This window comes from Delftia sp. WY8, assembly GCF_018437695.1.
GTDB classification, from domain to species: Bacteria; Pseudomonadota; Gammaproteobacteria; order Burkholderiales; family Burkholderiaceae_C; genus Comamonas; species Comamonas tsuruhatensis.
In genome coordinates this window covers 2320931-2347746 of the sequence record NZ_CP049795.1, presented here as the reverse complement: position 1 = coordinate 2347746, position 26816 = coordinate 2320931, and the positions used below count along the sequence as shown (strand labels likewise).

Annotated in this window: 25 protein-coding genes and 1 pseudogene; 17 read left to right on the top strand and 9 right to left on the bottom strand. The window is 68.6% G+C overall.

Translation table 11 applies throughout. The annotated features are described in order from the left end of the window. Window positions 1-344: 344 nt before the first annotated feature. The 5 genes from G4D77_RS10875 (at window position 345) to G4D77_RS10855 (ending at window position 8016) form a co-directional block, all read left to right on the top strand. Window positions 345-1580, top strand: a complete 1236-nt coding sequence (locus tag G4D77_RS10875) for an efflux RND transporter periplasmic adaptor subunit (protein WP_154835600.1) — start codon at window positions 345-347, stop codon at window positions 1578-1580. Beyond that, complete coding sequence (locus G4D77_RS10870) at window positions 1577-4750, top strand: efflux RND transporter permease subunit (RefSeq protein WP_154835598.1); 3174 nt, start codon at window positions 1577-1579, stop codon at window positions 4748-4750. The genes G4D77_RS10875 and G4D77_RS10870 overlap by 4 nt, the downstream gene beginning before the upstream one ends. A gap of 11 nt (window positions 4751-4761) precedes the next feature. Next, on the top strand, window positions 4762-6081 hold the full coding sequence (locus G4D77_RS10865) for a TolC family protein (RefSeq protein ID WP_154835596.1): 1320 nt from the start codon (window positions 4762-4764) through the stop codon (window positions 6079-6081). A 203-nt stretch (window positions 6082-6284) separates the two neighbouring features. After that, window positions 6285-7385, top strand: a complete 1101-nt coding sequence (locus G4D77_RS10860; RefSeq protein WP_013804047.1) for a sensor histidine kinase — start codon at window positions 6285-6287, stop codon at window positions 7383-7385. After that, complete coding sequence (locus G4D77_RS10855) at window positions 7378-8016, top strand: response regulator transcription factor (protein WP_043824892.1); 639 nt, start codon at window positions 7378-7380, stop codon at window positions 8014-8016. Before G4D77_RS10860 ends, G4D77_RS10855 begins: the two co-directional genes overlap by 8 nt. A gap of 50 nt (window positions 8017-8066) precedes the next feature. Here G4D77_RS10855 and G4D77_RS10850 read toward each other — a convergent pair whose 3' ends face one another. From G4D77_RS10850 to G4D77_RS10825, 6 genes and pseudogenes are all read right to left on the bottom strand, one after another. Next, complete coding sequence (locus G4D77_RS10850; RefSeq protein ID WP_154835594.1) at window positions 8067-9737, bottom strand: MFS transporter; 1671 nt, start codon at window positions 9735-9737, stop codon at window positions 8067-8069. Then, the gene (locus tag G4D77_RS10845) at window positions 9727-10170 is read right to left on the bottom strand and encodes a DoxX family protein (protein ID WP_174549386.1); all 444 of its coding nucleotides are present in this window, start codon (window positions 10168-10170) and stop codon (window positions 9727-9729) included. Before G4D77_RS10845 ends, G4D77_RS10850 begins: the two co-directional genes overlap by 11 nt. A gap of 23 nt (window positions 10171-10193) precedes the next feature. Then, window positions 10194-12092 (bottom strand): amidohydrolase, encoded by a 1899-nt coding sequence (locus G4D77_RS10840; protein ID WP_213757953.1) that lies wholly within the window; start codon window positions 12090-12092, stop codon window positions 10194-10196. Window positions 12093-12219: 127 nt separating this feature from the next. Beyond that, window positions 12220-12489, bottom strand: a pseudogene (locus G4D77_RS10835) (XapX domain-containing protein); the annotation flags it as partial. 39 nt (window positions 12490-12528) lie between these two features. Next, the gene (locus tag G4D77_RS10830; RefSeq protein ID WP_154835590.1) at window positions 12529-13227 is read right to left on the bottom strand and encodes a hydrolase; all 699 of its coding nucleotides are present in this window, start codon (window positions 13225-13227) and stop codon (window positions 12529-12531) included. Between the two features lie 108 nt (window positions 13228-13335). Next, entirely contained in the window at window positions 13336-14040 is a 705-nt protein-coding gene (locus G4D77_RS10825) for a pirin family protein (protein WP_154835588.1), read from the bottom strand. A 102-nt stretch (window positions 14041-14142) separates the two neighbouring features. On the opposite strand from G4D77_RS10825, the gene G4D77_RS10820 reads away from it, so the two are divergent. Continuing rightward, complete coding sequence (locus tag G4D77_RS10820) at window positions 14143-15066, top strand: LysR family transcriptional regulator (RefSeq protein ID WP_016447947.1); 924 nt, start codon at window positions 14143-14145, stop codon at window positions 15064-15066. 38 nt (window positions 15067-15104) lie between these two features. Here G4D77_RS10820 and G4D77_RS10815 read toward each other — a convergent pair whose 3' ends face one another. Beyond that, window positions 15105-15626, bottom strand: a complete 522-nt coding sequence (locus G4D77_RS10815; protein ID WP_016447946.1) for a YqaA family protein — start codon at window positions 15624-15626, stop codon at window positions 15105-15107. 107 nt (window positions 15627-15733) lie between these two features. On the opposite strand from G4D77_RS10815, the gene G4D77_RS10810 reads away from it, so the two are divergent. The 6 genes from G4D77_RS10810 to G4D77_RS10785 all read left to right on the top strand — a co-directional run bounded on the left by G4D77_RS10810 (window position 15734) and on the right by G4D77_RS10785 (window position 20507). Continuing rightward, on the top strand, window positions 15734-16342 hold the full coding sequence (locus G4D77_RS10810; RefSeq protein WP_154835586.1) for a hypothetical protein: 609 nt from the start codon (window positions 15734-15736) through the stop codon (window positions 16340-16342). Window positions 16343-16485: 143 nt separating this feature from the next. After that, the gene (gene dusB / locus G4D77_RS10805; RefSeq protein WP_154835584.1) at window positions 16486-17556 is read left to right on the top strand and encodes a tRNA dihydrouridine synthase DusB; all 1071 of its coding nucleotides are present in this window, start codon (window positions 16486-16488) and stop codon (window positions 17554-17556) included. After that, complete coding sequence (locus G4D77_RS10800; RefSeq protein WP_016447943.1) at window positions 17553-17786, top strand: Fis family transcriptional regulator; 234 nt, start codon at window positions 17553-17555, stop codon at window positions 17784-17786. The genes dusB and G4D77_RS10800 overlap by 4 nt, the downstream gene beginning before the upstream one ends. A gap of 44 nt (window positions 17787-17830) precedes the next feature. Then, window positions 17831-19429 carry a bifunctional phosphoribosylaminoimidazolecarboxamide formyltransferase/IMP cyclohydrolase gene (purH, locus tag G4D77_RS10795; RefSeq protein ID WP_154835582.1) on the top strand — a complete coding sequence of 533 codons (1599 nt, stop codon included), beginning with the start codon at window positions 17831-17833 and terminating at the stop codon, window positions 19427-19429. Then, window positions 19429-19905 carry a c-type cytochrome gene (locus G4D77_RS10790; protein ID WP_017406137.1) on the top strand — a complete coding sequence of 159 codons (477 nt, stop codon included), beginning with the start codon at window positions 19429-19431 and terminating at the stop codon, window positions 19903-19905. The genes purH and G4D77_RS10790 overlap by 1 nt, the downstream gene beginning before the upstream one ends. Window positions 19906-19907: 2 nt before the next feature. Beyond that, window positions 19908-20507: a DNA-3-methyladenine glycosylase I gene (locus tag G4D77_RS10785; protein ID WP_074922779.1), complete on the top strand. Its 600-nt coding sequence runs from the start codon at window positions 19908-19910 to the stop codon at window positions 20505-20507. A 50-nt stretch (window positions 20508-20557) separates the two neighbouring features. Here G4D77_RS10785 and hemL read toward each other — a convergent pair whose 3' ends face one another. Together hemL and thiD are read right to left on the bottom strand one after the other, a co-directional pair. Then, window positions 20558-21874, bottom strand: coding sequence for a glutamate-1-semialdehyde 2,1-aminomutase (gene hemL, locus G4D77_RS10780; RefSeq protein WP_370690594.1), 1317 nt, complete (start codon window positions 21872-21874; stop codon window positions 20558-20560). A 74-nt stretch (window positions 21875-21948) separates the two neighbouring features. Further along, complete coding sequence (gene thiD, locus G4D77_RS10775; RefSeq protein ID WP_016453190.1) at window positions 21949-22908, bottom strand: bifunctional hydroxymethylpyrimidine kinase/phosphomethylpyrimidine kinase; 960 nt, start codon at window positions 22906-22908, stop codon at window positions 21949-21951. A 115-nt stretch (window positions 22909-23023) separates the two neighbouring features. On the opposite strand from thiD, the gene G4D77_RS10770 reads away from it, so the two are divergent. From G4D77_RS10770 to G4D77_RS10750, 5 genes are read left to right on the top strand one after another with little or no spacing between them, the layout of a single operon-like run. After that, window positions 23024-23176: a rubredoxin gene (locus tag G4D77_RS10770; protein WP_017406135.1), complete on the top strand. Its 153-nt coding sequence runs from the start codon at window positions 23024-23026 to the stop codon at window positions 23174-23176. A gap of 47 nt (window positions 23177-23223) precedes the next feature. Continuing rightward, complete coding sequence (locus G4D77_RS10765) at window positions 23224-23622, top strand: response regulator (protein WP_016447937.1); 399 nt, start codon at window positions 23224-23226, stop codon at window positions 23620-23622. Further along, a complete protein-coding gene (locus G4D77_RS10760; protein ID WP_016447936.1) occupies window positions 23622-23987 on the top strand; it encodes a response regulator in 366 nt (121 codons plus the stop codon). The genes G4D77_RS10765 and G4D77_RS10760 overlap by 1 nt, the downstream gene beginning before the upstream one ends. Before the next feature lie 15 nt (window positions 23988-24002). Beyond that, window positions 24003-24530 (top strand): chemotaxis protein CheW, encoded by a 528-nt coding sequence (locus G4D77_RS10755; RefSeq protein WP_016447935.1) that lies wholly within the window; start codon window positions 24003-24005, stop codon window positions 24528-24530. An 18-nt stretch (window positions 24531-24548) separates the two neighbouring features. Next, window positions 24549-26801 carry a methyl-accepting chemotaxis protein gene (locus G4D77_RS10750; protein WP_016447934.1) on the top strand — a complete coding sequence of 751 codons (2253 nt, stop codon included), beginning with the start codon at window positions 24549-24551 and terminating at the stop codon, window positions 26799-26801. The last annotated feature ends 15 nt before the right edge of the window (window positions 26802-26816 follow it).

Here is a 26816-nt window from a genome sequence, read left to right as displayed (position 1 = left end):
CCATCTTCTATACGAAGGTATATCCCGCATCCACCAATGAACAGGCCAGCCTTCCCAACAAAGGCTGGCCGCAGGCACTTTCGCCTTTGATAATTCCGGGCACATATTGCACTGCAGCAAACAGGGCTCCCGGCCTGCACGGGGACTGCGCCACCCACACGCAAAGGAGTACCCCATGGACCCCGATCCTGATTCCGATCCCGATCCTGCCAGGCGCTGCCGCGCCGTCCCTTCCCGTCTTTCCCTTCTTCCATTTCTTGATCTGCCCGGACCCGGGCGGAGACCTGTGATCGCCTGAAGGGGCGAGAGGTCTGCGCGGGTCCGTGGCGCCCGGAGACCTCAGGATGACCCGCTTTCTCGCTTCTGAACGACCAGGCCGACCCCATGGCCAACCACATGGCCGACCCCATGACCGACTCCATGGCCTGCACCAGCGCCATCCCTTGCTGGCGGCCGCCTGGCCTGTGGGCGGGCTGCTGATCAGCGTGGCCATGGCCGCCTGCAACGGCCCGGCCGAAACCCAGGCTGCAGCAGCAACCCCCGCCACCGCCGTCCCGCAGCCGGCTCCCGTGCGCCGCGAAGGCAACCTCATCGTGGTGCCCGAAGGCTCGCCGCTGCGCGAGCGCCTGCAGGTGGCCGAGATCGCCCTGCAGCCGCTGCAGACCCGCCTGTCGGCCCCCGCCACCATCGAGGCCGAGCCTGAAAAGCTGGTCCGCATCACGCCGCCCGTGGCGGGCCGCCTGGTGCGCCTGCACCACCAGCTGGGCGATGCGGTGAAGGCCGGCGATGCGCTGATCACCATGGACTCCTCCGAGATCTCCAGCGTGCGTGCCGAGCACGCCAAGTCCCAGGCCGCGCTGCTGCACGCGCGCCAGGAATTCGACCGCCAGAAGCTGCTGTTCGATGCCGAGATCGCCGCGCGCAAGGACTACGAGGCCGCGCAGCAGTCGCTGGCCGCAGCAGGTGCCGATGCGCGCGCCGCCTCCGATCATCTGTCCCAGCTGGGTGCGGCCGTGCAGGAAGGCTCGCGCGGCAGCTACGTGGTCAAGTCGCCCATCAGCGGCCGCGTGGTGGAGATGGCGGGCTCGCAGGGCGGCTACTGGAACGATGTGAATGCCTCCGTCATGACCGTGGCCGACCTGCGCAAGGTCTGGCTCAGCGCCAGCGTCAGCGAGCGCGACCTGGCCCATGTGGACGTGGGCCAGCAGGCCCACATCGCGCTGGCCGCCTATCCCGACCTGCAGCTGCAGGGCCGCGTGCAGTACGTGGGCGAGCTGGTGGACACCGCCACGCGCAGCGTCAAGGTGCGCGTGGCCGTGGACAACCCCGAAGGGCGGCTGCGCCCCGGCATGTTTGCGCGCGTGGGCTTCGACGCCCCGGCGCGCCAGGCCGTGATGGTGCCGGCCGCGGCGCTGCTGCAGGGCCAGGTCAGCACGCGCGTGTTCGTGGACAAGGGCGGCTGGCGCTTCGAGCCGCGCGACGTGCAGGTCGGCGCGCAGCAGGACGGCCAGGCCGAGATCCTCTCGGGCCTGGCCGCCGGCGAGCGCGTGGTGGTCAACGGGGGAGTGCTGCTGCAATGATCGAGCGCATCGTCAACATCGGCTTTTCGCGCCGCGGCGTGGTCTGGCTGGTCTTTTGCTTCGCGGCCCTGTATGGCGTGTTCAGCTGGAAGCAGCTGCCGCTGGAGGCCTATCCCGACATTGCCGACGTGACCTCGCAGATCGTCACCCAGGTGCCAGGCCTTGCGGCCGAGGAGATAGAGCAGCAGATCACCATTCCGCTGGAGCGCGCCCTGCTGGCCACGCCCGGCATGCACGTGCTGCGCTCGCGCAGCCTGTTCGCGCTGTCGCTGATCACCGTGGTCTTCGAGGACGGCGTGGACGGCTACTGGGCGCGCCAGCGCCTGAAGGAGCGCATCGACGAGGTCACGCTGCCCTATGGCGCCCGCGCCGGGCTGGACCCCTACAGCTCGCCCACGGGCGAGGTCTACCGCTACACGCTGGAAAGCCCCGTGCGCAGCCTGCGCGAGCTGTCCGAGCTGCAGCAATGGGTGGTGATCCCGCGCCTGAAGAAGGCCCAGTCCGTGGTGGACGTGACCAACTTCGGCGGCCTGACCACGCAGTTCATGCTGGAGCTGGACCCGGCGCGGCTGCTGCAGTACGGGCTGGCGCTGTCCCAGGTGATCGAGGCCATCAATGCCAACAACGCCAGCGGCGGCGGCAGCGTCATCGACCGGGGCGATGTCTCCTATGTGGTGCGCGGCGTGGGCCTGCTGGGCTCGCTGGACGACATGGGCAACGTGGTCGTCAAGACCACGGACAGCGGCACGCCCGTGCTGGTCAAGGACCTGGGGCGGCTGACCTACGGCAACGTGGAGCGGCGCGGCATCCTGGGCAAGGACGGCAACTCCGACACCCTGCAGGGCATCGTGCTGCTGCTCAAGGGCTCCAACCCCTCGCAGGCGCTGGAGGGCATCCACGCCGCCGTGGAGGAGCTCAACGGCAAGCTGCTGCCGCCCGACGTGAAGGTCGTGCCCTACCTGGACCGCACCACGCTGATCGAACGCACCACCCACACCGTGGGAAAGACCCTGGCCGAAGGCCTGATCGTCGTCACCCTGGTGCTGCTGGTCTTCCTGGGCAGCCCGCGCGCGGCGCTGATCGTGGCGCTGACCATTCCCATGGCGCTGCTGCTGGCCTTCATCTTCATGCACCACGCGAAGATTCCGGCCAACCTGCTGTCGCTGGGCGCCATCGACTTCGGCATCCTGGTGGACGGCGCCGTGGTCGTGGTCGAGAACATCCTGCGGCGCCGCGAGGCCGACCAGAACCGGCCGCTCACGCCCAAGGACGCCATCACGGCCACGCTGCAGGTGGCGCGGCCCATCTTCTTCGGCATGTGCGTGATCGCGGCCGCCTATCTGCCGCTGTTCGCCTTCGAGCGCATCGAGTACAAGCTGTTCTCGCCCATGGCCAGCGCCGTGGGCGCGGCCCTGGTCGGGGCGCTGGCCGTGGCCCTGCTGCTCACGCCGGCCCTGGCCTGGCTGGCCTTCCGCAGGCCGCGCAAGATCTTCCACAACCCCGTGCTGCACCGGCTGGGCGTGGGCTATGACCGCTTCCTGGGCGTGGCCGTGGGCCGCGTGCGCTGGCTGGCGGGGGCCGTGGCGGCCTCGCTGCTGGCGCTGGGCGTGCTGGCGGGCACCATGGGCCGCGACTTCCTGCCGTACCTGGACGAAGGCTCCATCTGGCTGCAGGTGCAGATGCCGCCCGGCATCACGCTGGACAAGGCGCGCGACATGGCCGACGCGCTGCGCAGCGCTGCGCTGGAGTTCCCCGAGGTCTCCTACATCGTCACCCAGACCGGGCGCAACGATGACGGCACGGACTATTGGACGCCCTCGCACATCGAGGCCAGCGTGGGCCTGCATCCCTATGGCGAATGGAAATCGGGCCTGACCAAGCAGCAGCTGATCGCGAAGATGGCCGCGCGCTTCGACCAACTGCCCGGTTATTCCGTGGGCTTCATGCAGCCCATGATCGACGGCGTGCAGGACAAGCTGTCCGGCGCGCACAGCGACCTCACGGTAAAGGTCTTCGGCCAGGACCTGGCCGAAGACCGGCGCGTGGCCGATGCCCTGGTGGCCGTGCTGGAGAAAGTGCCCGGCGCGGCCGACGTGGCCGTGGACGTGGAGCCGCCGCTGCCCAACCTGCGCATTGCGCTGGACCGCGCGGCTGCCGCGCGCTACGGCATCAATGCCTCCGAGGTGGCGCAGCTCATCTCCACCGGCGTGGGCGGGGCCTCCATCGGCCAGCTGTACGTGGGCGAGCGCAGCTACGACATGGCCGTGCGCTTCACGCCCGACACGCGCAGCAGCCCCGAGGCCATCGGCGCGCTGCGCCTGTCGGCGGCCAATGGCGCCCAGGTGCCGCTGGCCGACGTGGCGCGCATCACCACCACCGTGGGCCAGAGCGTCATCGTGCGCGAGGGCGGCGAGCGCCACATCCTCGTCAAGCTCAATGTGCGCGGCCGCGACCTGGCGGGCTTCCTCAAGGATGCGCACACCGCCATCGACCAGCACCTGGACTACGACCGCCAGAAGCTGCACATCGAGTGGGGCGGCCAGTTCGAGAACCTGCAGCGTGCCGAGGCGCGGCTGCTCATGATCCTGCCGCTGACGCTGGGCATCATGCTGGTGCTGCTGTTCGGCGAGTTCGGCAACCTGCGCCAGCCGCTGCTGGTGCTGGGCGTGGTGCCGCTGGCCATGATCGGCGGCTTTGCGGGCCTGCATTTGCGCGGCATGACGCTCAACGTCTCCAGCGCCGTGGGCTTCATCGCGCTGTTCGGCGTGGCCGTGCTCTCGGGCGTGCTCATGGTCTCGCAGATCAACCGCTTGCGCCGCGAGGACGGCCTGGGCCTGCGCGAAGCCGTGCTCGAAGGCGCCTCCAGCCGCATGCGCCCTGTGCTGATGACGGCCACCGTCGCGGCCTTCGGCCTCACGCCGGCCATGCTGGCCACGGGCCTGGGCAGCGACGTGCAGCGGCCCCTGGCCACCGTCGTCGTCTGCGGCCTGTTCAGCGCCACCTTGCTGACCCTGCTGCTGCTGCCCAACCTCTACTACGTGATCGAGGCCCGTGCCGCCCGCGCGGCCGAGCGCCGCCAGCGCCGCGCCGCTGAACGCGGTGAGAGCGGCGATCCGGATGCCGCCGAGGACGAGGGCGGGCATCGGACCGCAACGAGCCAACCCCATTGATGCGAGTCGCCATGCAAACGACCCTTTTCTTCCCCAGGCAGGCCCTGGCCGTGCTGCTGTGCCTTGGCGCCGCAGCCCAGGCGCAGACGGCGCCGTCCGCCGGCCTGCGCTTTTCCGACTACCTCAACGCCGTGGAGCAGCACAGCCCGCTGCTGCGCTCGGAGGAGCAGGGCGTGGAATCCGCGCGTGCCGGCATCGGCATCGCCGGCATACGCCCCGACCCCAGCCTCACGCTGGGCGCCTCGCGCGAGCAGGTGCGCACCGGCCAGCCCCGGCCCACCACGCGCAACTACGAGATCAGCATGGAGCTGGAGACGGGCGGCAAGCGCGCCGCGCGCATCCAGTCCGCACGCAGCCAGGTGCGCCTGTCCGAGGCCGGCCTTGAAGGCGTGCGCAGCCAGCTGTTCTCCGATGCCGCCCAGGACTACACCCAGGCCTGCCGCGACTCGCTGGCGCTGGAGCGCAAGCAGCAGACGCTGAAGGCGCTGGGCGACGTGGTGCAGGCCAACGAGCTGCGGCGCAAGGCCGGCGACATCGGCGGCGTGGAATGGCTGCAGTCGCGCGTGGAACGCGACCGCTTCCAGGCCGAGGTGGTGCAGGCGCGTGCCGAGGCGCAGACCGCGCGGCTGGCGCTGTCCGTCCCGCTGGGGCGCCGCCTGTCCGAAGTCTTTGCCAGCGACACGCTGCAATGCGGCTTCATGGAATTGGCCGAAGACTCGGGGCTGGAGGATGCCGATGCCCTGGTCGCCCAGGCGCTGCAGTCGCGCGCCGAGGTGCGCATCGCCCAGGCGGCGCTGGAGCATGCACGCGACAACGCGGGCCTGGCCCAGGCCAACCGCTGGGTCAATCCCACGCTGGCCGTGGGCATGGCCGCCGTGCCGTCCACGGCGGCCGGCACCGATGCCCAGGGCAATCCCTTCGATGGCGGCGGGCGCTCGCGCACGCTGTCGGTCTCGGTCAGCGTGCCGCTGCCGCTGTCGCGTCTGGACCGGGGCGATCTGGTGCAGGCCGAGGCGGCCGTGACGCAGGCCATGCTGGCCCTGCAGCAGGCCCAGAACCGGGCAGAGGCCGATGTGCGCGGCGCGCGCTTTCGCCTGACCGCCGCGCGCGAGAACGTGCAGCGCTACCGCGACGGCGTGCTGCGCGATGCGCAGCGCGTGCTCGAGGGCATGCGCCTGTCCTACCGGCATGGCGAGGCTTCGCTGCTGGAGCTGCTGTCCGCCCAGCGCTCGGCCGACGAGGCCTACCTGGGATCGCTGGAGGCCGAGACCGAGCTGGCCAAGGCCACCGTGGAGCTCCAACTGAGCGTGGGCCGGCGACCAGTGTTGTGAACCCCCTGAGCCGCTGCGCGGCTTCCCCCTCTCTCGCTACGCGGGAGGGGGACGACACCTTCGGTGCGGGGCGTCCCTTCCTCGGTGTCCCTTGTTTTGGGTCGCGCCAGTATCGTACGGTTCGGGTATAGCCTGCATTCAGGTGCAGCGGCTTCTTGAATGAGAATTGGCAGCTGACAGTCCATTCCTTTTCCCTGCACGTCATGACCACCGCTCTGCGCCGCTTTCCCCATTGGCCCCGGGCCCTGATCCTGGCGGCCATGGGCGTCGCCATGGCCGCGATCTTCGCGCTCGACACGCTGACCGACTACGCCGTGGCGGCCGCCGTGTTCCATACCGCCATCATCCTGGTGGCAGTGCGCTGGTTCAGCCCGCGCGTGGTCATCGGCCTCACGGCGCTGTGCATCGTGCTGACCCTGGCCAGCTTTGCGCTCACGCCTGCCGGTGCCTATCGCACCGGACTGATCAACATGGTGATCAGCATCCTGGCCATTGCCATCACGGCCTATCTGGGCCTGAAGATGGTGGCGGCCCAGAACGCGGCCCATGAGGCGCGCACCCAGCTGATGCGCATCACCCAGACCACCAGCCTTGGGCAGTTGACGGCCTCCATCGCCCATGAGGTCAACCAGCCGCTGGCGGCCATCGTCACCAGCGGCAATGCCTGCCAGCGCTGGCTGGCCCAGGAGCCGCCCAATCTCGCCAAGGCCGGCCAGGCGCTGGAGCGCATCCTGGGCGATGCGCAGCGCGCCAGCGATGTCATTGCCCGCATCCGCAGCATGGCGCGCGGCGAGGCGCCCAGCCGCCAGTCCTTCGACCTCAACGACGCCGTGCGCGAGATGGCGCGCCTGTCGGACGCCGAGCTGGACCGGCGCGGCGTGGCCCTGGACCTGCAACTGGCGCCCGCGCTGCAGCCGGCCTGGGCCGACCGCGTGCACATCCAGCAGGTGCTGGCCAACCTGCTGATCAATGCCATGGATGCCATGCAGGGCACGCCGGCCGCGCAGCGGCGCATCACCGTCACCACCCAGGCCCTGGGCCAGCAACTGGTGCTGACCGTGGCCGATGCGGGCGAAGGCCTGTCGCCCCTGGCCCGCACTCACCTGTTCGATGCCTTCTGGACCACCAAGCCCGACGGCATGGGCCTGGGCCTGAACATCTGCCGCCACATGGCCGAGGCCAACGGCGGCCGCATCTGGGCCACGGACCGTGAGGACATGCGCGGCGGCACGGTCTTTCACATCACCATTGCCTGCGCCCCGGCCACGGGCGACAGGTCTTCCACGGGATTGCGCCATGGCTGAACCTTCCACGGCCGAAGCCGAGGCACTTGTCTACATCGTCGATGACGACGCCTCGGTGCGTGCCGCCATCGAGGACCTGCTGGCCTCGGTGGGCCTGTGCGTGCGCGCCTTCGGCGCCACGCGCGAGTTTCTGGACCACTGGCAGCGGCAGCCGCCCGCGGGGCCTGCATGCCTGGTGCTGGACATCCGCATGCCGGGCCAAAGCGGCATGGACTTCCGGCGCCAGATGCTGGAGATGGGCCTGAAGCTGCCCACCATCTTCATCACCGGCCATGGCGACATTCCCATGAGCGTGGAGGCCATGAAGACCGGCGCCATCGAGTTCCTGACCAAGCCCTTCCGCGACCAGGACCTGCTGGACGCCATCCAGCAGGGCATTGCCCTGGACCGCCAGCGCCGCGCGCTGGACGCCGGCGAACAGGCGCTGCGCGCCTGCTGGCAATCGCTGTCGCCGGGCGAGCAGGAAGTGGTCGTGGGCGTGGTGCGCGGCCTGCTGAACAAGCAGATCGCGGCGGACCTGGGCGTGAGCGAGATCACGGTGAAGGTGCGGCGTGGCCAGGCCATGCGCAAGATGCAGGTGCGCACGCTGGCCGACCTGGTGCGTGCGCTGGAGCGGCTGGATATCCGCTGAGGTGTCCGGGCAGGCCGGGCGCAGGCCAGGGCCAGGCCTGCCGCAACGCTTCAGTGGGCGTGGCCGTGCGCCGGTGCCTGCGCAGGCCCGCTTGCGGCACTGGTTGCACTGGCGGCACTGGCGGCATCCAGCGCCAGGAAGTGGTGGACCACGGGCCGCTCGGGGCCGATATGAAAGCGCAGCGCCTGGGCCTGCAGATCGGCATCGGCCTTGGACACGCGCTGGTGCTGGCGCAGATGCTCGGCCCAGGACTCCACCAGGAACCACTCGATCACCCGGCCCGGCTCGCCCGTGTGCTCGGCAATGCCCCAGGCATAGGCGCCGTCGCGCCGCCGCTCGCGCGCCACATGCTGCATGGCCTCGATGAAGGCTGGCAGGTCGTCGCGGCGCACCTGGTACTCCACCTGGATCATCACCGGGCCACGGTCATGGGCCACGGGTTCGGCCAGCAGCGGCTCGGGCCAGTGGTTGGAGGCCTGCAGGTCCGCCTCGCCCGTGGGCAGCTTGATGCGGTGGAACACCAGCGAGATGGCCACCAGGCCCGCCGCGCCGATCAGCAGCGCCATGGGAATGCCCACGCCCTGCGCGAACAGCCCCCAGGCCAGGCTGCCGCCCGCCATGGCACCGTTGAACACCATCAGGTAGATGGCCAGCCCGCGGCCGCGCACCCAGTTGGGCAGCACCGCCTGGGCCACGCCGTTGAGCGTGGTCAGCGCAATGATCCAGCCCAGGCCCAGCACCAGCATCAGCAGCACGGCGGCCCATTGCGGCGGCGCCGTGGACAGCGCGGCCATCACGGCGGCGCTGAGCACGGAGGACAGCAGCACCAGGCCGTCGGCATCCAGCTTCTGGCGCAGGCGCGGCAGCAGCAGGGCGCCCAGGATGGCGCCTGCGCCCACGGCGCCCAGCATCACGCCGTAAAAGCCTGCCGAGCCGCCCAGCATGCGCCGCGCCACCAGCGGCAGCAGGGCCCAGACCGAGCTGGCGAAGAGGAAGAACACGGCGGCGCGCAGCAGCACCACATGCAGCTCGCGGCTGGAGCGGGCATAGCGCAGGCCTGCGCGGAAGGCGCCGAAGAACTGCTCGTTCAGGGCCGAGGCCTCGGCCTTGGGGCGCTTCCACCAGACCAGCGCGGCGATCACGAACACATAGCTGGCCACGTCCGCGCCATAGGCCGCCGCCGCACCGAAGCTGGCCAGCAGCAGGCCGCCGGCCGCAGGGCCCAGGGCGCGTGCGATGTTGATGCCCAGCGAGTTGAGCGCCACCGCGTTCTTGAGGTCGCTGCGCGGCACCAGCTCGGGCACGATGGACTGCCAGGTCGGCCCCATCAGCGCCGCGCCTATGCCGCCCACGAAGGTCAGCGCCACCAGGTACTCCACCGTCAGCGTGTTGGTGCGTGCCAGCAGCAGCAGGCTGGCGCTGACGGCGGCCAGCAGGATCTGGATGCCGATCAGGAAGCGTCGGCGGTCCAGGATGTCCGACAGCACACCGGCCGGAATCGCCAGCAGGAAGATGGGCAGCGTGGCCGCCGTCTGGATCAGGGCCACGGCAGCCGGGCTGGCCGACAGCTCGGTCACCATCCAGGAGCTGGCCACATCGCGCATGAAGCTGCCGATGTTGCCCAGCACCGTTGCCGCCCACAGCACCGCGAACACGGGCTGGCGCAGCGGCGCGAAGCTGCCGGAGGCAGTGGCTGCGGGCCGGGACGAATCAGCGGTCATGGCGCTCTCCCAGGTCATGCCAGGCGACGAACAGGAAGCCGCCGACCAGGCCCAGATGCTCGAAGAAGGAATTGGCCGCCATGAAGCGCTCCTGCCCTGCGGGAAGCTCCCAGAAGCGCAGCGCGACGAAGGTGGCCAGCAGCGTGAACGCGGCCAGCGCCAGGGCGCCCAGCCAGCGCAGCCGGCCGGTGATGATCATGGCCGAGGCGCCCAGCTCCAGCGCGATCACCAGGACCGCGAACAGCGGTGCCGGCGACAGGCCGAAGTGGGCCATCTCGCCCAGCGCACCGGGAAAGTCGGTGAGCTTGACCAGGCCGCCCTGCAGATAGGCGGCGCACAGGCCCAGGTAGGCCACCAGGCGCACGGCCTGGCTGCCGAACACCGGGCGTGCGGTGGCCGCAAGGCGGCCGGAGAACGTACTGGCTTGGGTCATGGCGGGTGTCATGCGTGTGCTCCTCAGGCCATCCAGCAGGAGCAGCCCAGCGCGCCGAAGAAGCTTCGGGGGTCCGAGGTCGGCACGTTCGATGCCCAGGCGTTGGCATGCCTGTGGCCGTGCATGCCGCAGCTGGTGCCGCAGCCACAGGCCGCCGCCAGGCTGCGGTAGCGCGCAGGGTTGAGCGAGTTTCTGCCCGCGCCCTCGGGCTCGCCCCAGGCGCCGTAGCCGCCAAAGCGCCGCACGGGGGACCAGTCGGGCATGGCCGGCGGCAGCGGGTTGTCGTCATGCTGCTGGAAGGGGCCTGCGCCATAGACCACGCGGCCGCCCACCACGGTGAGCTCGGAGGTGAGAAAGGAGATCTCGTCCTCGGGCACGGCGAAATAGTCCTTGCTGGGCACGATCATGTCGGCCAGCTGGCCCACCTGGATGCGGCCGCGCAGGCCTTCCTCGTTGGAGAACCAGGCCACGTTCTCGGTCCACATGCGCAGCGCGGTCTCGCGGTCCAGCAGGTTGCGCTGGGGGTACATCTGCAGGCCGCCCACGGTCTTGCCCGTCACCATCCACGACAGCGACACCCAGGGGTTGTAGGAGGCCACGCGCGTGGCGTCCGTGCCGGCCGAGGTCTTCACGCCGCGCTCCAGGATCTTCTTGACGGGCGGCGTGGCCTCGGTGGCGCGCGCACCGTAGCGTTCGGTGAAATATTCGCCCTGGTAGGCCATGCGGTGCTGCACGGCCACGCCGCCGCCCAGCGCCGCAATGCGGTCGATGGACTTGTCCGAAATGGTCTCGGCATGGTCGAAGAACCAGTTCAGGCCGTCGATGGGCGTGTCGCGGTGCACCTTCTCGAACACATCGAGCGCGCGCGAGATGGTCTCGTCGTAGGTGGCGTGCAGGCGCCACGGCCATTGGTTCTGCACCAGCACGCGCACCACTTCCTCCAGGTCGCCCTCCATGCTGGGGGGCATGTCGGGGCGCGGCTGGCGGAAGTCCTCGAAGTCGGCGGCCGAGTACACCAGCATCTCGCCCGCGCCGTTGTGGCGGAAATAGTCGTTGCCCTGCTTGTACTTCACGCTTTGCGTCCAGTTGAGGAAGTCGGCCTTCTCCTCCTTGGGCTTTTGCGTGAACAGGTTGTAGGCCAGGCGCACGGTGATCTGGTTGGCGTCGCTGAGCTTCTGGATCACGTCGTAGTCGTCGGGGTAGTTCTGGAAGCCCCCGCCCGCATCGATCACGCCGGTCACGCCCAGGCGGTTGAGTTCGCGCATGAAGTGGCGCGTGGAATTGACCTGGTAGTCCAGCGGCAGCTTGGGACCCTTGGCCAGCGTGCTGTAGAGGATGGTGGCGTTGGGCTTGGCCAGCAGCAGGCCCGTGGGGTTGCCGTTGGCATCGCGCGTGATCTCGCCGCCTGCTGGCTCGGGCGTGTCGCGGGTGTAGCCCACGGCGCGCAGGGCGGCCGCGTTGAGCAGGGCGCGGTCATACAGGTGCAGCAGGAAGACCGGCGTGTCGGGCGCGATGGCGTTGATCTCCTCGATGGTGGGCAGGCGCTTTTCCACGAACTGGTGTTCGGTGAAACCGCCGACCACGCGCACCCACTGCGGCGCGGGCGTGTTGGCCACCTGGCGCTTGAGCATGTCCAGCGCGTCGGCCAGCGAGCGCACGCCGTCCCAGCGCAGCTCCAGGTTGAAGTTCAGGCCGCCACGGATCACGTGCGTGTGGTTGTCGAACAGGCCGGGCAGCACGCTGCGGCGCTGCAGATCGATGCGGCGCGTGCCGCTGCCGGCCAGGGCCAGCACCTCGGCGTCCGAGCCCACGGCGATGAACCGGCCGTCCTTCACGGCCACGGCGGTGGCCGTGGGCTGGGCCTTGTTCAGCGTGGTGAAGCGGCCATTGTGGAAGATGACTTCGGGCGTGGAATCGGACATGGAGGCTCCTTGGCGAGCGTTGGTGGTGCAACCCAGCAGTCCACCCATGGCAAGGGTGGCGGCGGAGCCCAGGACTTTTCTGCGCGTGGTCATGGTGCAGTTTTCTTGGAGCGAGGGGGAGGGGTCCGCCGTGGTGCCGATCGGCATCGGCATCGGCGTTCTTGCGGCCGGGCAGCTGGCCCAGCACATGCTCGGTGGCCTGCGTCTTGCTGCAGGCGCTGCGCAGGTCCATGCCCTGCAGCAGGTGCCGGCCCACGGGCACGATCTGCTCGCCGGCCAGGATGCCCAGCAGGCCGACCAGGGCCACCAGCGGCGGTGCGGGCGAGCGCACCTGCAGCAGGCTGTAGACCACGCCGACCAGCAGGCCGGCCCCAAGGGAAAGTGCATAGAGCTTCATGGCGAGACTCCTTTGGCGGGCCGGCGGCGGCGCTGGTGCTCAGGCCTTGGCGGGGTTCGGGCCCACGGTCTCGCCATGCTGCACGCGCTCGGCGGCCTTGTGCACCATGGTGTAGGCATAGTCCACGCCCATGCCGTAGGCGCCGGAATGCTCGCGCACGATGTCCATCACCGCGTCATAGGTCTCGCGGCGGGCCCAGTCGCGCTGCCATTCCAGCAGCACCTGCTGCCAGGTCACGGGCACCACGCCGGCCTGCACCATGCGGTCCATGGCGTAGTTGTGGGCGTCCAGCGACGTGCCGCCCGAGGCGTCGGCCACCATGTAGATCTCGTAGTCCGTGTCATGCAGGGCCGACAGGGCGAAGGTGGTGTTGCACACCTCGGTCCACAGGCCGGAGACCACGATCTTCTTGCGGCCCTGGGCGGCGTTTCTGGCCAGTGCGTCCCGCACGTTCTGGTCGTCCCAGGAATTCATGGAGCTGCGCTCCAGCAGCCTGTGCTCGGGGAACACGGCCAGCAGTTCGGGATAGGTGTGGCCGGAGAAGCTGCCCGTCTCCACCGTGGTGATGGTGGCGGGAATGTCGAAGGCCTTGGCCGCCTTGGCCAGGCCCACCACATTGTTCTTGAGCACCTGGCGGTCGATGGACTGCACGCCGAAGGCCATCTGGGGCTGCTGGTCGATGAAGATGATCTGGCTGTTGGCGGGGGTCAGGACTTCGAGGTACTTGCGGTCGGTCATGGTGATCTCCTGTGAGGCAGTGGGTTGGGTGAAGGAAGGGACAGCGGAAATTCGGAAAGACAGTTGGGGCAGGTGGGCCCCGGCCGGAGCCGGGGCGGCAAGGGCGCTTCAGCGCGCCGTGTCGACGAGCACCAGCTCGGCGTCGGTCAGGGCCGTGACGCGCAGGGTCTCGACGTCGCTGATGGCGGCGCCGTCGCGCTCCTGCAGCGTCACGCCGTCGATCTGCACCGAGCCGCTGGCCGGCACCAGGTAGCCCAGGCGGTCGCGGCCGATGCGGTACTCCGTGCTCTCGCCGGCCTTGAGCGTGGCGCCCAGCACCCGGGCGGCGGTGCGGATGGGCAGGGCGTCCTCGTCACCGGGCAGGCCGCTGGCCAGGGCCACGAAGCTGCCCGAGCGCTCGCCCTTGGGGAAGGGCTTGGCACCCCAGGACGGGGGCTGCTGGCCGCGCTCGTCGGGCATGATCCAGATCTGGAAGATCCGCGTCGTGTCCTTTTCCTGGTTGTATTCCGAGTGGCGGATGCCGGTGCCCGCGCTCATCACCTGCACATCACCCGCTTCGGTGCGGCCCTTGTTGCCCAGGCTGTCCTGGTGGGTGATGGCGCCTTCACGGACATAGGTGATGATTTCCATGTTGGCGTGGGCATGGGGCGGGAAACCCGTGCCGGCGGCGATGGTGTCGTCGTTCCACACCCGCAGCGCGCCCCAGCCCATGCGGGCCGGATCGTGGTAGCCGGCGAAGGAAAAGTGGTGCTTGGCATCGAGCCAGCCGTGGTTGGCACCGCCAAGGGCTTGGAAGGGACGGCGTTCGATCATGGTGTTCTCCTGCTGCGTTGTGTGTTGCGATGGATGAACTTTATGTTTTGCCGATCAAGAAGAGAATAGAAAATATGCAAAGACATCTATTCCAAAACTTTCATGCCAAGACTTCCTGACCTCGAAGCCTGGGCCGTCTTCGCCAAGGTGGCCGAGACGGGCTCCTTCGCCAAGGCCGCCGCCGAGCTGGGCGTCTCCCAGCCCACCATCTCCAAGGCCATCACGCGGCTGGAGACGCGGCTCAAGACCAGCCTGTTGCACCGCACCTCGCGGCGCATGTCGCTGACGGCCGGCGGCCAGGCCTCTCTGGAGCGGGCCGCGCGCATCCTGGCCGAGGGCGAGGCCGTGGAGGCCGAGATCAGCGAGCAGTCCAAGAGCCTGCGCGGCCCCATCCGCATTGCGGCGCCCATGTCGTTCGGTATCTCGCACCTGGCGCCGGCCGTGCCCGCCTTCATGGCCGAGCATCCCGAGGTCACGCTGGACCTGCACTTCAGCGACGAGCTGATCGACGTCGTGGCCCAGGGCTTCGACATCGCGCTGCGCATCTCCTCGCTGCCCGACTCCAGCCTGCTGGCGCGGCGCCTGTGCACGGTGCGCCTGCTGCTGGTGGGCTCACCCGAATACTTCGAGCGCCACGGCCGCCCCACCCATCCGCGCGAGCTGGCGCAGCACCGGGCGCTGCGCTATGTGCACAGCCGCCTGGGCGAGGCCTGGCGCTTCGTGCATGCGCGCCGCGGCGAGTTCGCCCAGGTCGTGCCCACGGCCATGCGCGTGAACAATGCCGAGGGCCTGGCGCCGGCCCTGCGCGCCGGGCTGGGCCTGGCCCTGCAGCCCGAATTCCTGGCCTGGGAAGATTTGCAATCGGGTGCGCTGCAGACCTGCATGGACGACTGGCAGGTGCCCTCCATCGCCCTGCACATCGTCACGCCGCCGGGGCGCGCCCGGCCGGCGCGCGTGCAGGCGCTGATCGATTTCCTGGCCGCGCATTTCGCGCTGGCGCCCTGGGCGCGCGAGCCGCAGGCGTAGATCGCAAAAAGGGGAGGGCTTCAGTGGGGGCTTCGGCCTCAGCTGGCCCAGGAGGCCGGCAGCAGCTGCAGCAGCACCACCGTCATCACCACATAGCGCAGGAACTTGCCGATGGCCATGTAGAACACGCAGGGCCAGAACGGTAGGCGCAGCCAGCCGGCCACGGCGCACAGCGGATCGCCCACCACGGGCAGCCAGCTCAGCAGGCAGGCCTTGGCGCCCAGGCGGCGCAGCCAGACGCGGGCGCGGCGCTCGTGGCGTGACAGATTGCGCGGCGGCTTGGCCCGTTCAGGCGGCAGCCCGGCCAGCCGCCGCTCGCGTGCCGCGCGCCAGGCCTTGTGCGCGCCCAGACCCATCCACCAGCTGATGGCCCCGCCCAGCGTATTGCCGGCCGTGGCCACGAAAACCGTCTGCCAGAACAGGTCGGGATTGAGCTGGAGCAGGCCGACCACCGCAGGCTCCGAGCCCAGCGGCAGCAGCGTGGCCGAGATCAGGGCCACGATGAACACGGTGCTGAGGCCGAACTGCGGCAGCGCCAGCCAGCCCAGCAATTGATGCATCCAGACTTCCATAGGTGCTGCCAAGTGTAGGTCTGCGCTGGCTGACGCCTTGTCGGCCTGAAGCTATCGTGGGGCCTGGTCCGGAACCACAAAGAACAGGGGGCGTCATGCAGACAGGGCGGATTGCAGGATGGGCGGCATTGGGAATGGCAGCAGCCGGCCTGGCCGGCTGCGCCGCGTTGCAACCATCGCCAGGCAAGGACACCACCGTGGTGGCACAGGCCGCTGCCCAGGCGCCACCGACCCAGGAGGCCGCACCGACCTCGGCCTGGGGCAAGGCGCTGCAGGCCAAGGGCTGCACCCTGCCGGACCCGGCCGTGGCCGACAGGCTGGAGCAGCTGCAGCGCGAGCTGGAGCCTCTGGGCCTGGAGCCGCGTCTGCAAGGCTGCGTGAGCCTGGCCGGTCCCGAGCTCCGCCCGGCCCTGGTGCTGGACGCCTGGGTGACCGACGGGCGCAAGGCCATGGCCGTGGTGCGCGGCCCGCTGGCCGACGGCGAGGCGCTGGACCTGGGGCTTGAGGCTGGGCTGCAGACAGCTGGGCTGCAGGCAGCCGGGCAGCAGAAAGCCGGGCTGCAGAAGGTCGGCCTGCGACCCATGCCCGACGACCAGGTCTCTCCCGACGTGCAATTCAACCGCCGCTGGTGGCAGGGCCGGCTGGGTGCCTACGGGCTGCAGGCCGTTCCGGGCCAGGTGCGCACCTTCGTTCCCACACCATGAAAACTGCGCACTGTCTTGTTTTCGCTGCTTGGCCGTCTTGACGGCCCGGTTTTAGCCCTGCTGAAAATTTGGGCAGGTACAATCTTGGTCCTTTGTTGCCGCCCGTTTTGTGCTCGGCGCGCGCGTTTTCTCCGGCTTTTCCGATGTCCTCCCCACCCCTGTCCATAGGCCCCCATGCCCTGGCCAACCGCCTGTTCGTCGCCCCCATGGCGGGGGTGACGGATCGGCCGTTCCGCCAGCTGTGCAAGGCCCTGGGCGCGGGCTATGCGGTCAGCGAGATGGTGACTTCGCGCAAGGACCTGTGGAACAGCCTCAAGACCTCGCGCCGCGCCAACCATGAAGGCGAGCCCGGCCCCATCGCGGTGCAGATCGCGGGAACGGACGCCGAGATGATGGCCGAGGCCGCGCGCTACAACCTGGACCGTGGCGCCCAGATCATCGACATCAACATGGGCTGCCCGGCCAAGAAGGTCTGCAACAAATGGGCCGGCTCGGCCCTGATGCAGAACGAGGCCCTGGCCGTGGAGATTGCCCAGGCTGTGGTAGAGGCCTGCGCCCCGCACGGCGTGCCCGTCACGCTGAAGATGCGCACCGGCTGGTGCGACGCGCACAGGAACGCCGTGGTGCTGGCCCGCCGCTTCGAGGAGGTGGGCATACAGATGCTCACCGTGCACGGCCGCACGCGCGAGCAGGGTTACAAGGGCTTTGCCGAGTACGACACCATCGCTGCCGTCAAGGCGGCGGTGCGCGTGCCCGTGGTGGCCAATGGCGACATCACCGGCCCCGAGAAGGCGCGCGACGTGCTCGCCTACACGGGCGCCGATGCCGTGATGATCGGCCGCGCCGCCCAGGGCCGGCCATGGATCTTCCGCGAGATCGCGCACTTCCTGGCCACGGGCGAGCACATGGCCCCGCCCCTGGTGGCCGAGCTGCGCCGGCTGCTGCTGGAGCATCTGCAGGACCACTACAGCCTGTACGGCGAAGGCACCGGCGTGCGCAGTGCGCGCAAGCACATCGCCTGGTACCTGCGCAGCCTGCCGGGCGGCGAGGCATTCAGACAACACATCAACACCATCGAGGACTGCGCGGTGCAATGGCAGGCCGTGGCCGACTATCTGGACGCCCTGGGCGCGCAGATGGACCGGATACCAGCCGCCATCGATGCCGGCGCCACAAGCGCCGAATTCGCAGAGCCCGCAGGAATGACAGTATGAGCAACCAGAACATCGAACAATGCGTGCGTGAAAGCCTGGAGGGGTACTTCCGCGATCTCGACGGCGAAAAGCCCAATGGCATGTACGACATGCTGATCCACCTGGTCGAAAAGCCGCTGCTGGAAGTGGTGATGAGCCAGGCCGACAACAACCAGTCCCGCGCTGCCGACTGGCTGGGCCTGAACCGCAACACGCTGCGCAAGAAGCTGCTCGAGCACGACATGCTCTGAGCGGCACGAATCTCCATTTCTTCAAACTCCCTGCACTGACGCCCATGAACGCCCTGCTCTCCGTCTCTGACAAGACCGGTATCGTCGAATTCGCCCAAGGCCTGCACGCCCTGGGCATCAAGCTGCTGTCCACCGGCGGCACCGCCAAGCTGCTGGCCGAGGCCGGCCTGCCCGTGACCGAGGTGGCCGAAGTCACCCAGTTCCCCGAAATGCTGGACGGCCGCGTCAAGACCCTGCACCCCAAGGTCCACGGCGGCCTGCTGGCGCGCCGCGAGCTGCCCGCCCACATGGCGGCCCTCAAGGAGCACGGCATCGACACCATCGACCTGCTGGTGGTGAACCTCTACCCCTTCGAGGCCACCGTGGCCAAGGCCGGCTGCACGCTGGCCGACGCCATCGAGAACATCGACATCGGCGGCCCGGCCATGGTGCGCTCTGCCGCCAAGAACTGGGCCGACGTGGGCGTGATCACCGATGCCGGCCAGTACGAGGCCGTGCTGGCCGAACTCAAGGCCAACGGAAAGCTCTCCGACAAGCTGCGCTTTGCGCTGTCCGTGGCCGCCTTCAACCGCATTGCCCAGTACGACGGCGCCATCAGCGACTACCTGTCCAGCGTGAAGTTCGAGGACGACAAGCTCTCCGAAGCCTACGTGCCAGAGCGCAGCGCCTTCCCCGGCCAGAGCAACGGCCACTTCACCAAGGTGCAGGACCTGCGCTACGGCGAAAACAGCCACCAGCAGGCCGCCCTGTACCGCGACCTGTATCCGGCCCCCGGCTCCCTGGTCATGGGCGAGCAGCTGCAGGGCAAGGAGCTGTCGTACAACAACATCGCCGACGCCGATGCCGCCTGGGAATGCGTCAAGAGCTTCGAGCAGCCCGCCTGCGTGATCGTCAAGCACGCCAACCCCTGCGGCGTGGCCGTGGGCAAGGACGCGCACGAAGCCTATGCCAAGGCCTTCCAGACCGACCCTACCAGCGCCTTCGGCGGCATCATCGCCTTCAACCGCACGGTGGACAAGGCGGCGGCCGAGGCCGTGGTCAAGCAATTCGTCGAGGTGCTGATGGCCCCCGACTTCACGGCCGAGGCGCTGGAAATCTTCAAGCCCAAGGTCAATGTGCGCCTCATGAAGATCGCCCTGCCGGCCGGCGGCGAGCGCGCCTGGGACCAGGGCCGCAACGCCGTGGACGCCAAGCGCGTCGGCTCGGGCCTGCTGCTGCAGACCGCCGACAACCATGAGCTGGCCCTGGCCGACCTCAAGGTCGTCACCGTCAAGCAGCCTACGCCCGAAGAACTGCAGGACCTGCTGTTCGCCTGGAAGGTCGCCAAGTACGTCAAGAGCAATGCCATCGTGTTCTGCAAGAACGGCATGACCATGGGCGTGGGCGCAGGCCAGATGAGCCGCCTGGACTCGGCGCGCATCGCCTCCATCAAGGCCGAGGCCGCCAAGCTGAGCCTGCAGGGCACGGTCGTGGCCAGCGATGCCTTCTTCCCCTTCCGCGACGGCCTGGACGTGGTCGTTGACGCAGGCGCCACCTGCGTGGCCCAGCCCGGCGGCTCCATGCGCGACCAGGAAGTCATTGACGCCGCCAACGAGCGCGGCGTGGCCATGGTCTTCACCGGCGTGCGCCACTTCCGCCACTGATGGCCGGCCAACTGCCTCCTGGCGCAGACGACGAGGGCGACGACGCCCCCCAGCGGCCCCGCTGGCTGGGCTGGGCGCTCGTGGTCTTCATGCTGCTGGTGGCGCTGGGTGTCTTCAACATCGGCTGGCGCATCATGCGCGGGCCGGCTGTCGGGGCCACCACGGCGGCGGCCGCAGCTGCCGTGACAGCCGACGCGCAGCTGGCCGCCGGCAAGGCCCTGGTGGAAGGCAATGACTGCCTGCGCTGCCACGGCCTGGTGCGCCACTACGTGGGCCCGTCCTTCCAGCAGATCGCCGGCCGCTACCGGGGCCGCGAAGATGCCGCCGACTACCTGGCGCGCAAGATCCGCGAGGGCGGGGCCGGCGAATGGGGCCGCGCCATCATGCCGCGCCACCCGCACATCGATACGGCGCAATCCCTGCAGATGGCGGCCTGGCTGCTGTCCCTCCCTTCTCCCGAACCCGGGAAATCCTGACCATGTCCCGCCTGTTCACCGCCCCCGACGGCCGGCCGCGCTGCCACTGGTGCGCCGCCACTGACAGCTACCTGGCCTACCACGACCGTGAATGGGGCTTTCCCGTCACCGACGACCGGCGCCTGTTCGAGAAGCTCAGCCTCGAAGGCTTCCAGTCCGGCCTGAGCTGGCTGACCATCCTCAACAAGCGCGAGAACTTCCGCGCGGCCTTTGCGGGCTTCGACTTCCACCAGGTCGCGCGCTTCACCGAGGACGACGTGCTGCGGCTGCTGGGCGATGCGGGCATCGTGCGGCATCGCGGCAAGATCGAGGCCGTGATCAACAACGCGCAGCGGGCGCTGGAGATGGTGGAGGCGCAAGGCTCGCTGTCGGCCTTCTTCTGGCGCCATGCGCCTGCACCCGTGACCGGTGGCGGGCCCGTGTCCGAGACGGCCGAGTCCCGGGCGCTGTCCAAGGAGCTGAAGAAGCTCGGTTGGAAGTTCGTGGGGCCTACGACTGTCTACTCGTTCATGCAGGCCATGGGCCTGGTCAACGACCATGCGCAGGGCTGTGCCGTGCGCGATGAGGCCGAACAGGCGCGCCAGGCTTTTCTTCGGCCCTGACGTGAAAAGAGCCCGCAAGGGCGGGCTCGATCGGCAGGTACGGGCCAGCGTCAGAGCGTCTTGAACACTTCGCGTGCGGCTTCGATGGTCTTGTCGATGTCCTCGTCCGTGTGCGCGGCGCTCACGAAGCCGGCCTCGTACAGGGCGGGTGCGAAGTAGTGGCCGCGCTCCAGCATGCCGTGGAAGAAGCGGTTGAAGCGTGCGCCATCGGTCTTCATGACCTCGGTCCAGGTGCTGGGCAGCTCGGGCAGCAGGTAGAAGCCGAACAGGCCGCCCTGGTGGTCCACGCTGAAGGGCACGCCGGCGGCGTCGGCCTCGGCCTTGAAGCCGGCCATCAGGCGGCCGGTCTTCGCGTGCAGGGCGTCGTGGAAGCCCGGCTCGCTGATCAGCTCCAGCGTCTTGAGGCCGCAGGCCGTGGCAATGGGGTTGCCCGACAGGGTGCCTGCCTGGTAGACCGGGCCCAGGGGCGAGAGCTTTTCCATGATCTCGCGGCGCGCGCCGAAGGCCGCCATGGGCATGCCGCCGCCGATGACCTTGCCCAGCACGGTGATGTCGGGCGCAAAGCCTTCGATCTGCTGGGCGTACAGGCTCTGGGCGCTGCCCAGGGCCACGCGAAAGCCGGTCATCACCTCGTCGTAGACCATCAGCGCGCCATGCTCGCGCGTGAGTTCGCGGATGCGGCGCGTGAAGGGCACGCTGGCGCGCACGAAGTTCATGTTGCCGGCAATGGGCTCCATGATCACGCAGGCGATCTGATCGCCGAACTGGGCGAAGGCCTCCTCGAGCTGGCCCACGTCGTTGTATTCCAGCACCACGGTGTCCTTGACCACGTCCTGCGGCACGCCGGCCGAGGAGGAGGCGCCAAAGGTCGCCAGGCCCGAGCCGGCCTTGACCAGCAGGGCGTCGGCATGGCCGTGGTAGCAGCCGTTGAACTTGATGATCTTGTTGCGGCCCGTGAAGCCGCGCGCCAGGCGCAGCGCGCTCATGCCGGCCTCGGTGCCCGAGCTGACCATGCGCACCATGTCCATGGAGGGCATGAGCGAGAGGATCTTCTCGGCCAGCACGACCTCGCGCTCCGTGGGGGCGCCGAAGGAGAAGCCTTCCAGCGCGGCGGCCTGCACGGCGGCCATCACCTCGGGGTGGCCATGGCCCAGGATCATCGGACCCCAGGAGCCGATGTAGTCGGTGAACTGCTGGGCGTTCTCGTCCCAGAAATGCGCGCCCTGGGCACGGCGCACGAAGCGCGGCGTGCCGCCCACGGCGTTGAAGGCGCGCACGGGCGAATTCACGCCGCCGGGGATCACGGCCTTGGCGCGTTCGAACAGGGGAATATTCAGGTCAGTGGTCATAGTGCAGGAGTCTGCCATGTGCGGGGGACAAGCCAGAGGTGCCAAGCCAAGGGCCTGTGCCGGCCGCGCAGCCGCTCAGGCGGTGGCCTGCCTCAATGCTTGGTGTCATGAGGGGGCATCACGAAGCCTTCGATGGCCTGGGTGTCGGGGTCCAGTTCGGCGAGGGGCTCGGCGGCGGCCTCGGCATCTTCATCCTCGGGCTCGGGCTGGGCCCAGAACATGCGGTCCGGGATGTAGTGGCCCATGCCGGGGCGAAAGCCGCTGTCCAGGCTGCGGTCCAGGTACTCCAGCGCCTCCTGCGTGGCCAGCCCCAGGTCGTTGCCGCTGGCCACCAGGGCCGTCAGCGCGGCCGACAGGGTGTCGCCCGAGCCGGTGAAGGTGGCGTCGAACATCTCGTACTTGCTGTTGCCCAGCACCGACTGCGCCGTGGCCAGCACGTTGTCCACGAACTGGTCGGGCAGGGGAATGCCGGTGACCAGCACGTAGGGCACTTCCAGGGCCTCGGCCGCCATGGCGATGTCGCGCGCCGTGGGGCTGCGGCTGTTGGTCCAGTCGGGCAGCAGCCAGCGCGACAGCGTACTGTGGCTTCCAACCAACACAGACGTTTGCGGAAGAACAAGTTCCTTGAGGGCGTCCATGTACTGGTCGAGCGGGTCTTCCTCCCACCACGACAGGTCGGGCATGTAACAGACGATGGGGATGTCGGGGTAGTCGGAGGCGATCTCGGCAATCGCTGCCAGGTTGCCCGGGCTGCCCACGAAACCGACCTTGATGGCGGACACGGGAATGTCCTCCAGCACGGCGCGCGCCTGCTCGGCCACGGCCTCGTCGTCAAAGGGAAAATGCTCGAAGATCTTGGCCGAATCGCGTGCGTAGGCACCCGTGACCACGGGCAGCGGATGGCCGCCGACCGAGGCGATGGTGGCTATATCGGCCGACAGGCCGCCCGCCCCGCTGGGGTCGCTGGCGTTGAAGACCAGCACGCAGACGGGCGCGGTTTCGTCCATCGGCTCGGTGTCGGGACTGGGGGAGTTGGAGGGGTTCAATGCCATGGCTCAGCCCAGTGTGCGCCCCGCCAGCGAAGGCCGTGGCGGGTGGTTGTGACTAGATACAATCGTTGCATTCTATGTGAAGGCCCTTTAAGCTGTGACCGACCCCAAAACTTGGATGTGCTTGATCTGCGGGTGGATCTATGACGAGGCGCAAGGCTGCCCCGAGCATGGCATCGCACCCCAGACGCGTTGGGAAGACGTGCCCATGAACTGGACCTGTCCCGAGTGCGGAGCACGTAAAGAAGACTTTGAGATGGTCGAAATCTGAGCGCGGGACCACCCGCGCCGACTCATACATTTCCGGGAGGTTTCTCAGTGACGACATCGGGCGCACCCTTGCGCGTACTCGTGGTGGATGACAGCAATACCATCCGCCGCAGCGCAGAAATCTTCCTCAAGCAGGGCGGGCACGAAGTGCTCCTGGCCGACGACGGCTTCGACGCACTGTCCAAGGTCAACGACTACCAGCCCCAGCTGATCTTCTGCGACATCCTCATGCCCAAGCTGGACGGCTACCAGACCTGCGCCATCATCAAGCGCAACGCGCGCTTTGCTGACACGCCTGTGGTCATGCTCTCGTCCAAGGACGGCGTATTCGACAAGGCGCGCGGGCGCATGGTGGGCTGCCAGGACTACCTCACGAAACCCTTCACCAAAGACCAGCTGCTGCAGGCTGTGGAGCAGTTCGGCAAGCAAACCATAGGAGCACTTTGATGCCCATCCGCAAAGTCCTGGTCGTGGACGACTCCAAGACCGAACTGATGTTTCTGTCCGACATGCTGCAAAAGCAGGGCCTGCAGGTACGCACGGCCGAGAATGGCGAAGAGGCCATGCGCAGCCTGGCCGAAGACCGTCCCGACCTGATCCTGATGGACGTGGTCATGCCCGGACAGAACGGCTTTCAACTGACGCGTGCCATCACGCGCGACCCGCTGTACGCCGACCTGCCCATCATCATGTGCACCAGCAAGAACCAGGAGACCGACCGGGTCTGGGGCATGCGCCAGGGTGCGCGGGACTACATCACCAAGCCTGTGGATGCAGACGAGCTGCAGGCCAAGATCGCGGCGCTGAACTGATCTGGTGCGCTGCCCATGGCGAACCGTGAAGCACTGCGCGATCTGCAGTCCCGTCTGGCTGGCCGCCTTCAGGCCGCACGCAGCGAAGGCGTCAAGGTGGCGGCCTGGCTGGCCGTCCAGGCCGGCGGGCGCAACTACCTGATGCCGCTGGGCCAGTCCGGCGAGATCTTTCCCTGGGCCGGCGTGCAGCCTGTGCCCTATACAAAGCCCTGGTTCCTGGGCATTGCCAACCTGCGCGGCACCCTGGCCGGCGTGATCGACCTGGCCAGCCTGCTGGGCCACGGCGTGACACGCAGCGAACCGGCGCTGGCCGAGTCCAGCCTGCTGGCGTTCAATGCCGCGCTGGAAGTGAATGCGGCCCTGCTCGTGGACCGCCTGCAGGGCCTGCGCAGCGCCGACGCATTCGTGCGCACCGAGCCTGCGCCCGAGCACTCTCCCGCCTTTTTCGGCCCCGTGCATATCGATGAAGCGGGCCACCGCTGGCAGGAGCTGCAACTGCAGCGCCTGTCCCAAACCTCCGAGTTTCTGAGCATTCGCGCCTGAGTTTCTGAAGGTCGTCCCATGTCATTCTTGCAACGTCTTGCAAATCGCTTCCAACGCAAGCCGGCCGACGCCGGCTCCGGTGCGGACAACAGCATGCTCGGAGACACCGTCTCCCAGGATATGTACGCACTCGATGCGTCACTGACCGTGCAGGGCGCCCCCGACGCCATGCCGGGCCGCGACGGCGGCGCAGCCGTTGACCACGACATGGTGGCCCTGCCGCTGCTGGGCCGCGCGCCTGCCGCGCGCCACCAGCGCACGCTGTCCACCTTGCTGGGTGTGTCGGTGCTGGCCCTGGTGCTGGCGGCGGCCTGGGCCCTGCGCCAGGCCGACGGCTCGGCGCAGCAGCTGGCCGCCACCGGCCAGGCGCTGATGCAGTCGCAGCGTCTGGCCAAGTCGGTCTCGCAGGCGCTGACGGGCGCGGCATCCTCCTTTGTGGACGTGCAGGACAGCTCCGGCGTGCTGGCGCGCAACGTGCGCGCCATTGCCTCGGGCGACGACTCCATGGGCGTGCGCCCGCTGGGCGGCGCCTATGCCGATGAACTGGCCCAGATCACGCCGCTGATGGAGCGCGCCGAGCAAAGCGCCAAGGTGGTGATGGACCAAAAGCAGATCCTGACCCAGGTCGGCGACGCGCTGCGCACCATCAACCGGCAGTCCTCGGACCTGCTGGAGATCGCCGAAACCATCTCCTCGCTGAAGCTGCAGCAGGGCGCCAGCCCGGCGGAAATCTCCGCTGCCGGCCAGCTCGTGATGCTGACCCAGCGTATCGGCAAGTCGGCCAACGAATTCCAGACCGCCGAAGGCGTGAGCCCCGAGGCCGTGTTCCTGCTGGGCAAGGACTTGAACTCGTTCAAGGAAATCTCCGAAAGCCTGCTGAGCGGCAGCAGCGAACTGCGCCTGCCCCCCACGCGCGATGCCCAGACCCGCGAGCAGATCGAGGCGCTGATCAAGCTCTACGAAGAGACCCGCAGCGAGGCCAGCGCCATTTTGGGCAACCTGCAGGGCCTGGTGTCCGCCCGCGAAGCCCAGACCGCCATCAACGCCGACAGCGAACCGCTGCGCCGCCATCTGGAAGACCTGCAGAACAAGCTGCAAAGCGGCGCCGGCATCGGCTCGCTGCCCATGGGCCTGCTGGCGCTGGCCACCGTGCTGGTGCTGCTGTGCGGCGTGGGCCTGTCCCGCGTGCAGCTGCTCGACAGCCGTCTGCGCCAGGAAGCGGCCGAACGCCGCCAGGAAGAGTCCCGCGTGCAGGAGCATGAAGCCAAGCGCATCAACGATGCCAACCAGGCCGCGATTTTGCGCTTGATGAACGAACTGCAATCGGTGGCCGAAGGCGATCTGACGCAGGAAGCGACCGTGACCGAGGACATCACCGGCGCCATCGCCGACTCGGTGAACTACACGGTGGAAGAGCTGCGCGCCCTGGTGGGCAGCGTGCAGAACACGGCAACGCGCGTGGCACAGACCACGGCCGAGGTGGATGCCAACTCGACCGAACTGCTGGCCGCGTCGACCGAACAGCTTCGCGAGATCCGCGAAACCGGCCGCTCCGTGCTGGACATGGCAGGCCGCATCAACGAGGTCTCGACCCAGGCGCAGGAATCTGCCCAGGTGGCGCGCCAGTCGCTGGAAGCTGCGGACCTGGGCCTGAAGGCCGTGCAGAACGCCATCGGCGGCATGAACTCCATCCGCGATCAGATCCAGGAAACCTCCAAGCGCATCAAGCGGCTGGGCGAATCCTCGCAGGAGATCGGTGAAATCACCGAGCTGATTTCCGACATTACCGAGCAGACCAACGTGCTGGCGCTGAACGCCGCCATCCAGGCCGCATCGGCCGGTGAAGCCGGTCGCGGCTTCTCGGTGGTGGCCGAAGAAGTGCAGCGCCTGGCTGAGCGCTCGGCAGATGCGACGCGCCAGATCGCGGCGCTGGTGAAGGCGATTCAGACCGACACCCAGGATGCCGTGGCCGCCATGGAGCGCTCCACCCAGGGTGTGGTCGAGGGGGCGCGACTGTCCGACTCCGCAGGTACCGCGCTGACCGAGATCGATACCGTGTCGCGCCACCTGGCCGAGCTGATCGAGCTGATCTCCTCGTCCACCTCGCGCGAGGCCGTCCTGGCCAACGACGTGGCCGAGAACATCCAGCACATTTTCGCGGTGACGGAGCAGACGGGCGAAGGCACGCGCACCACGGCGCAGCAGGTGCGCGAACTCTCGCACATGGCCGAGGAACTGCGCCAGTCGGTGGCGCGTTTCAAGATTGCCTGACCCGGTCCAACATAG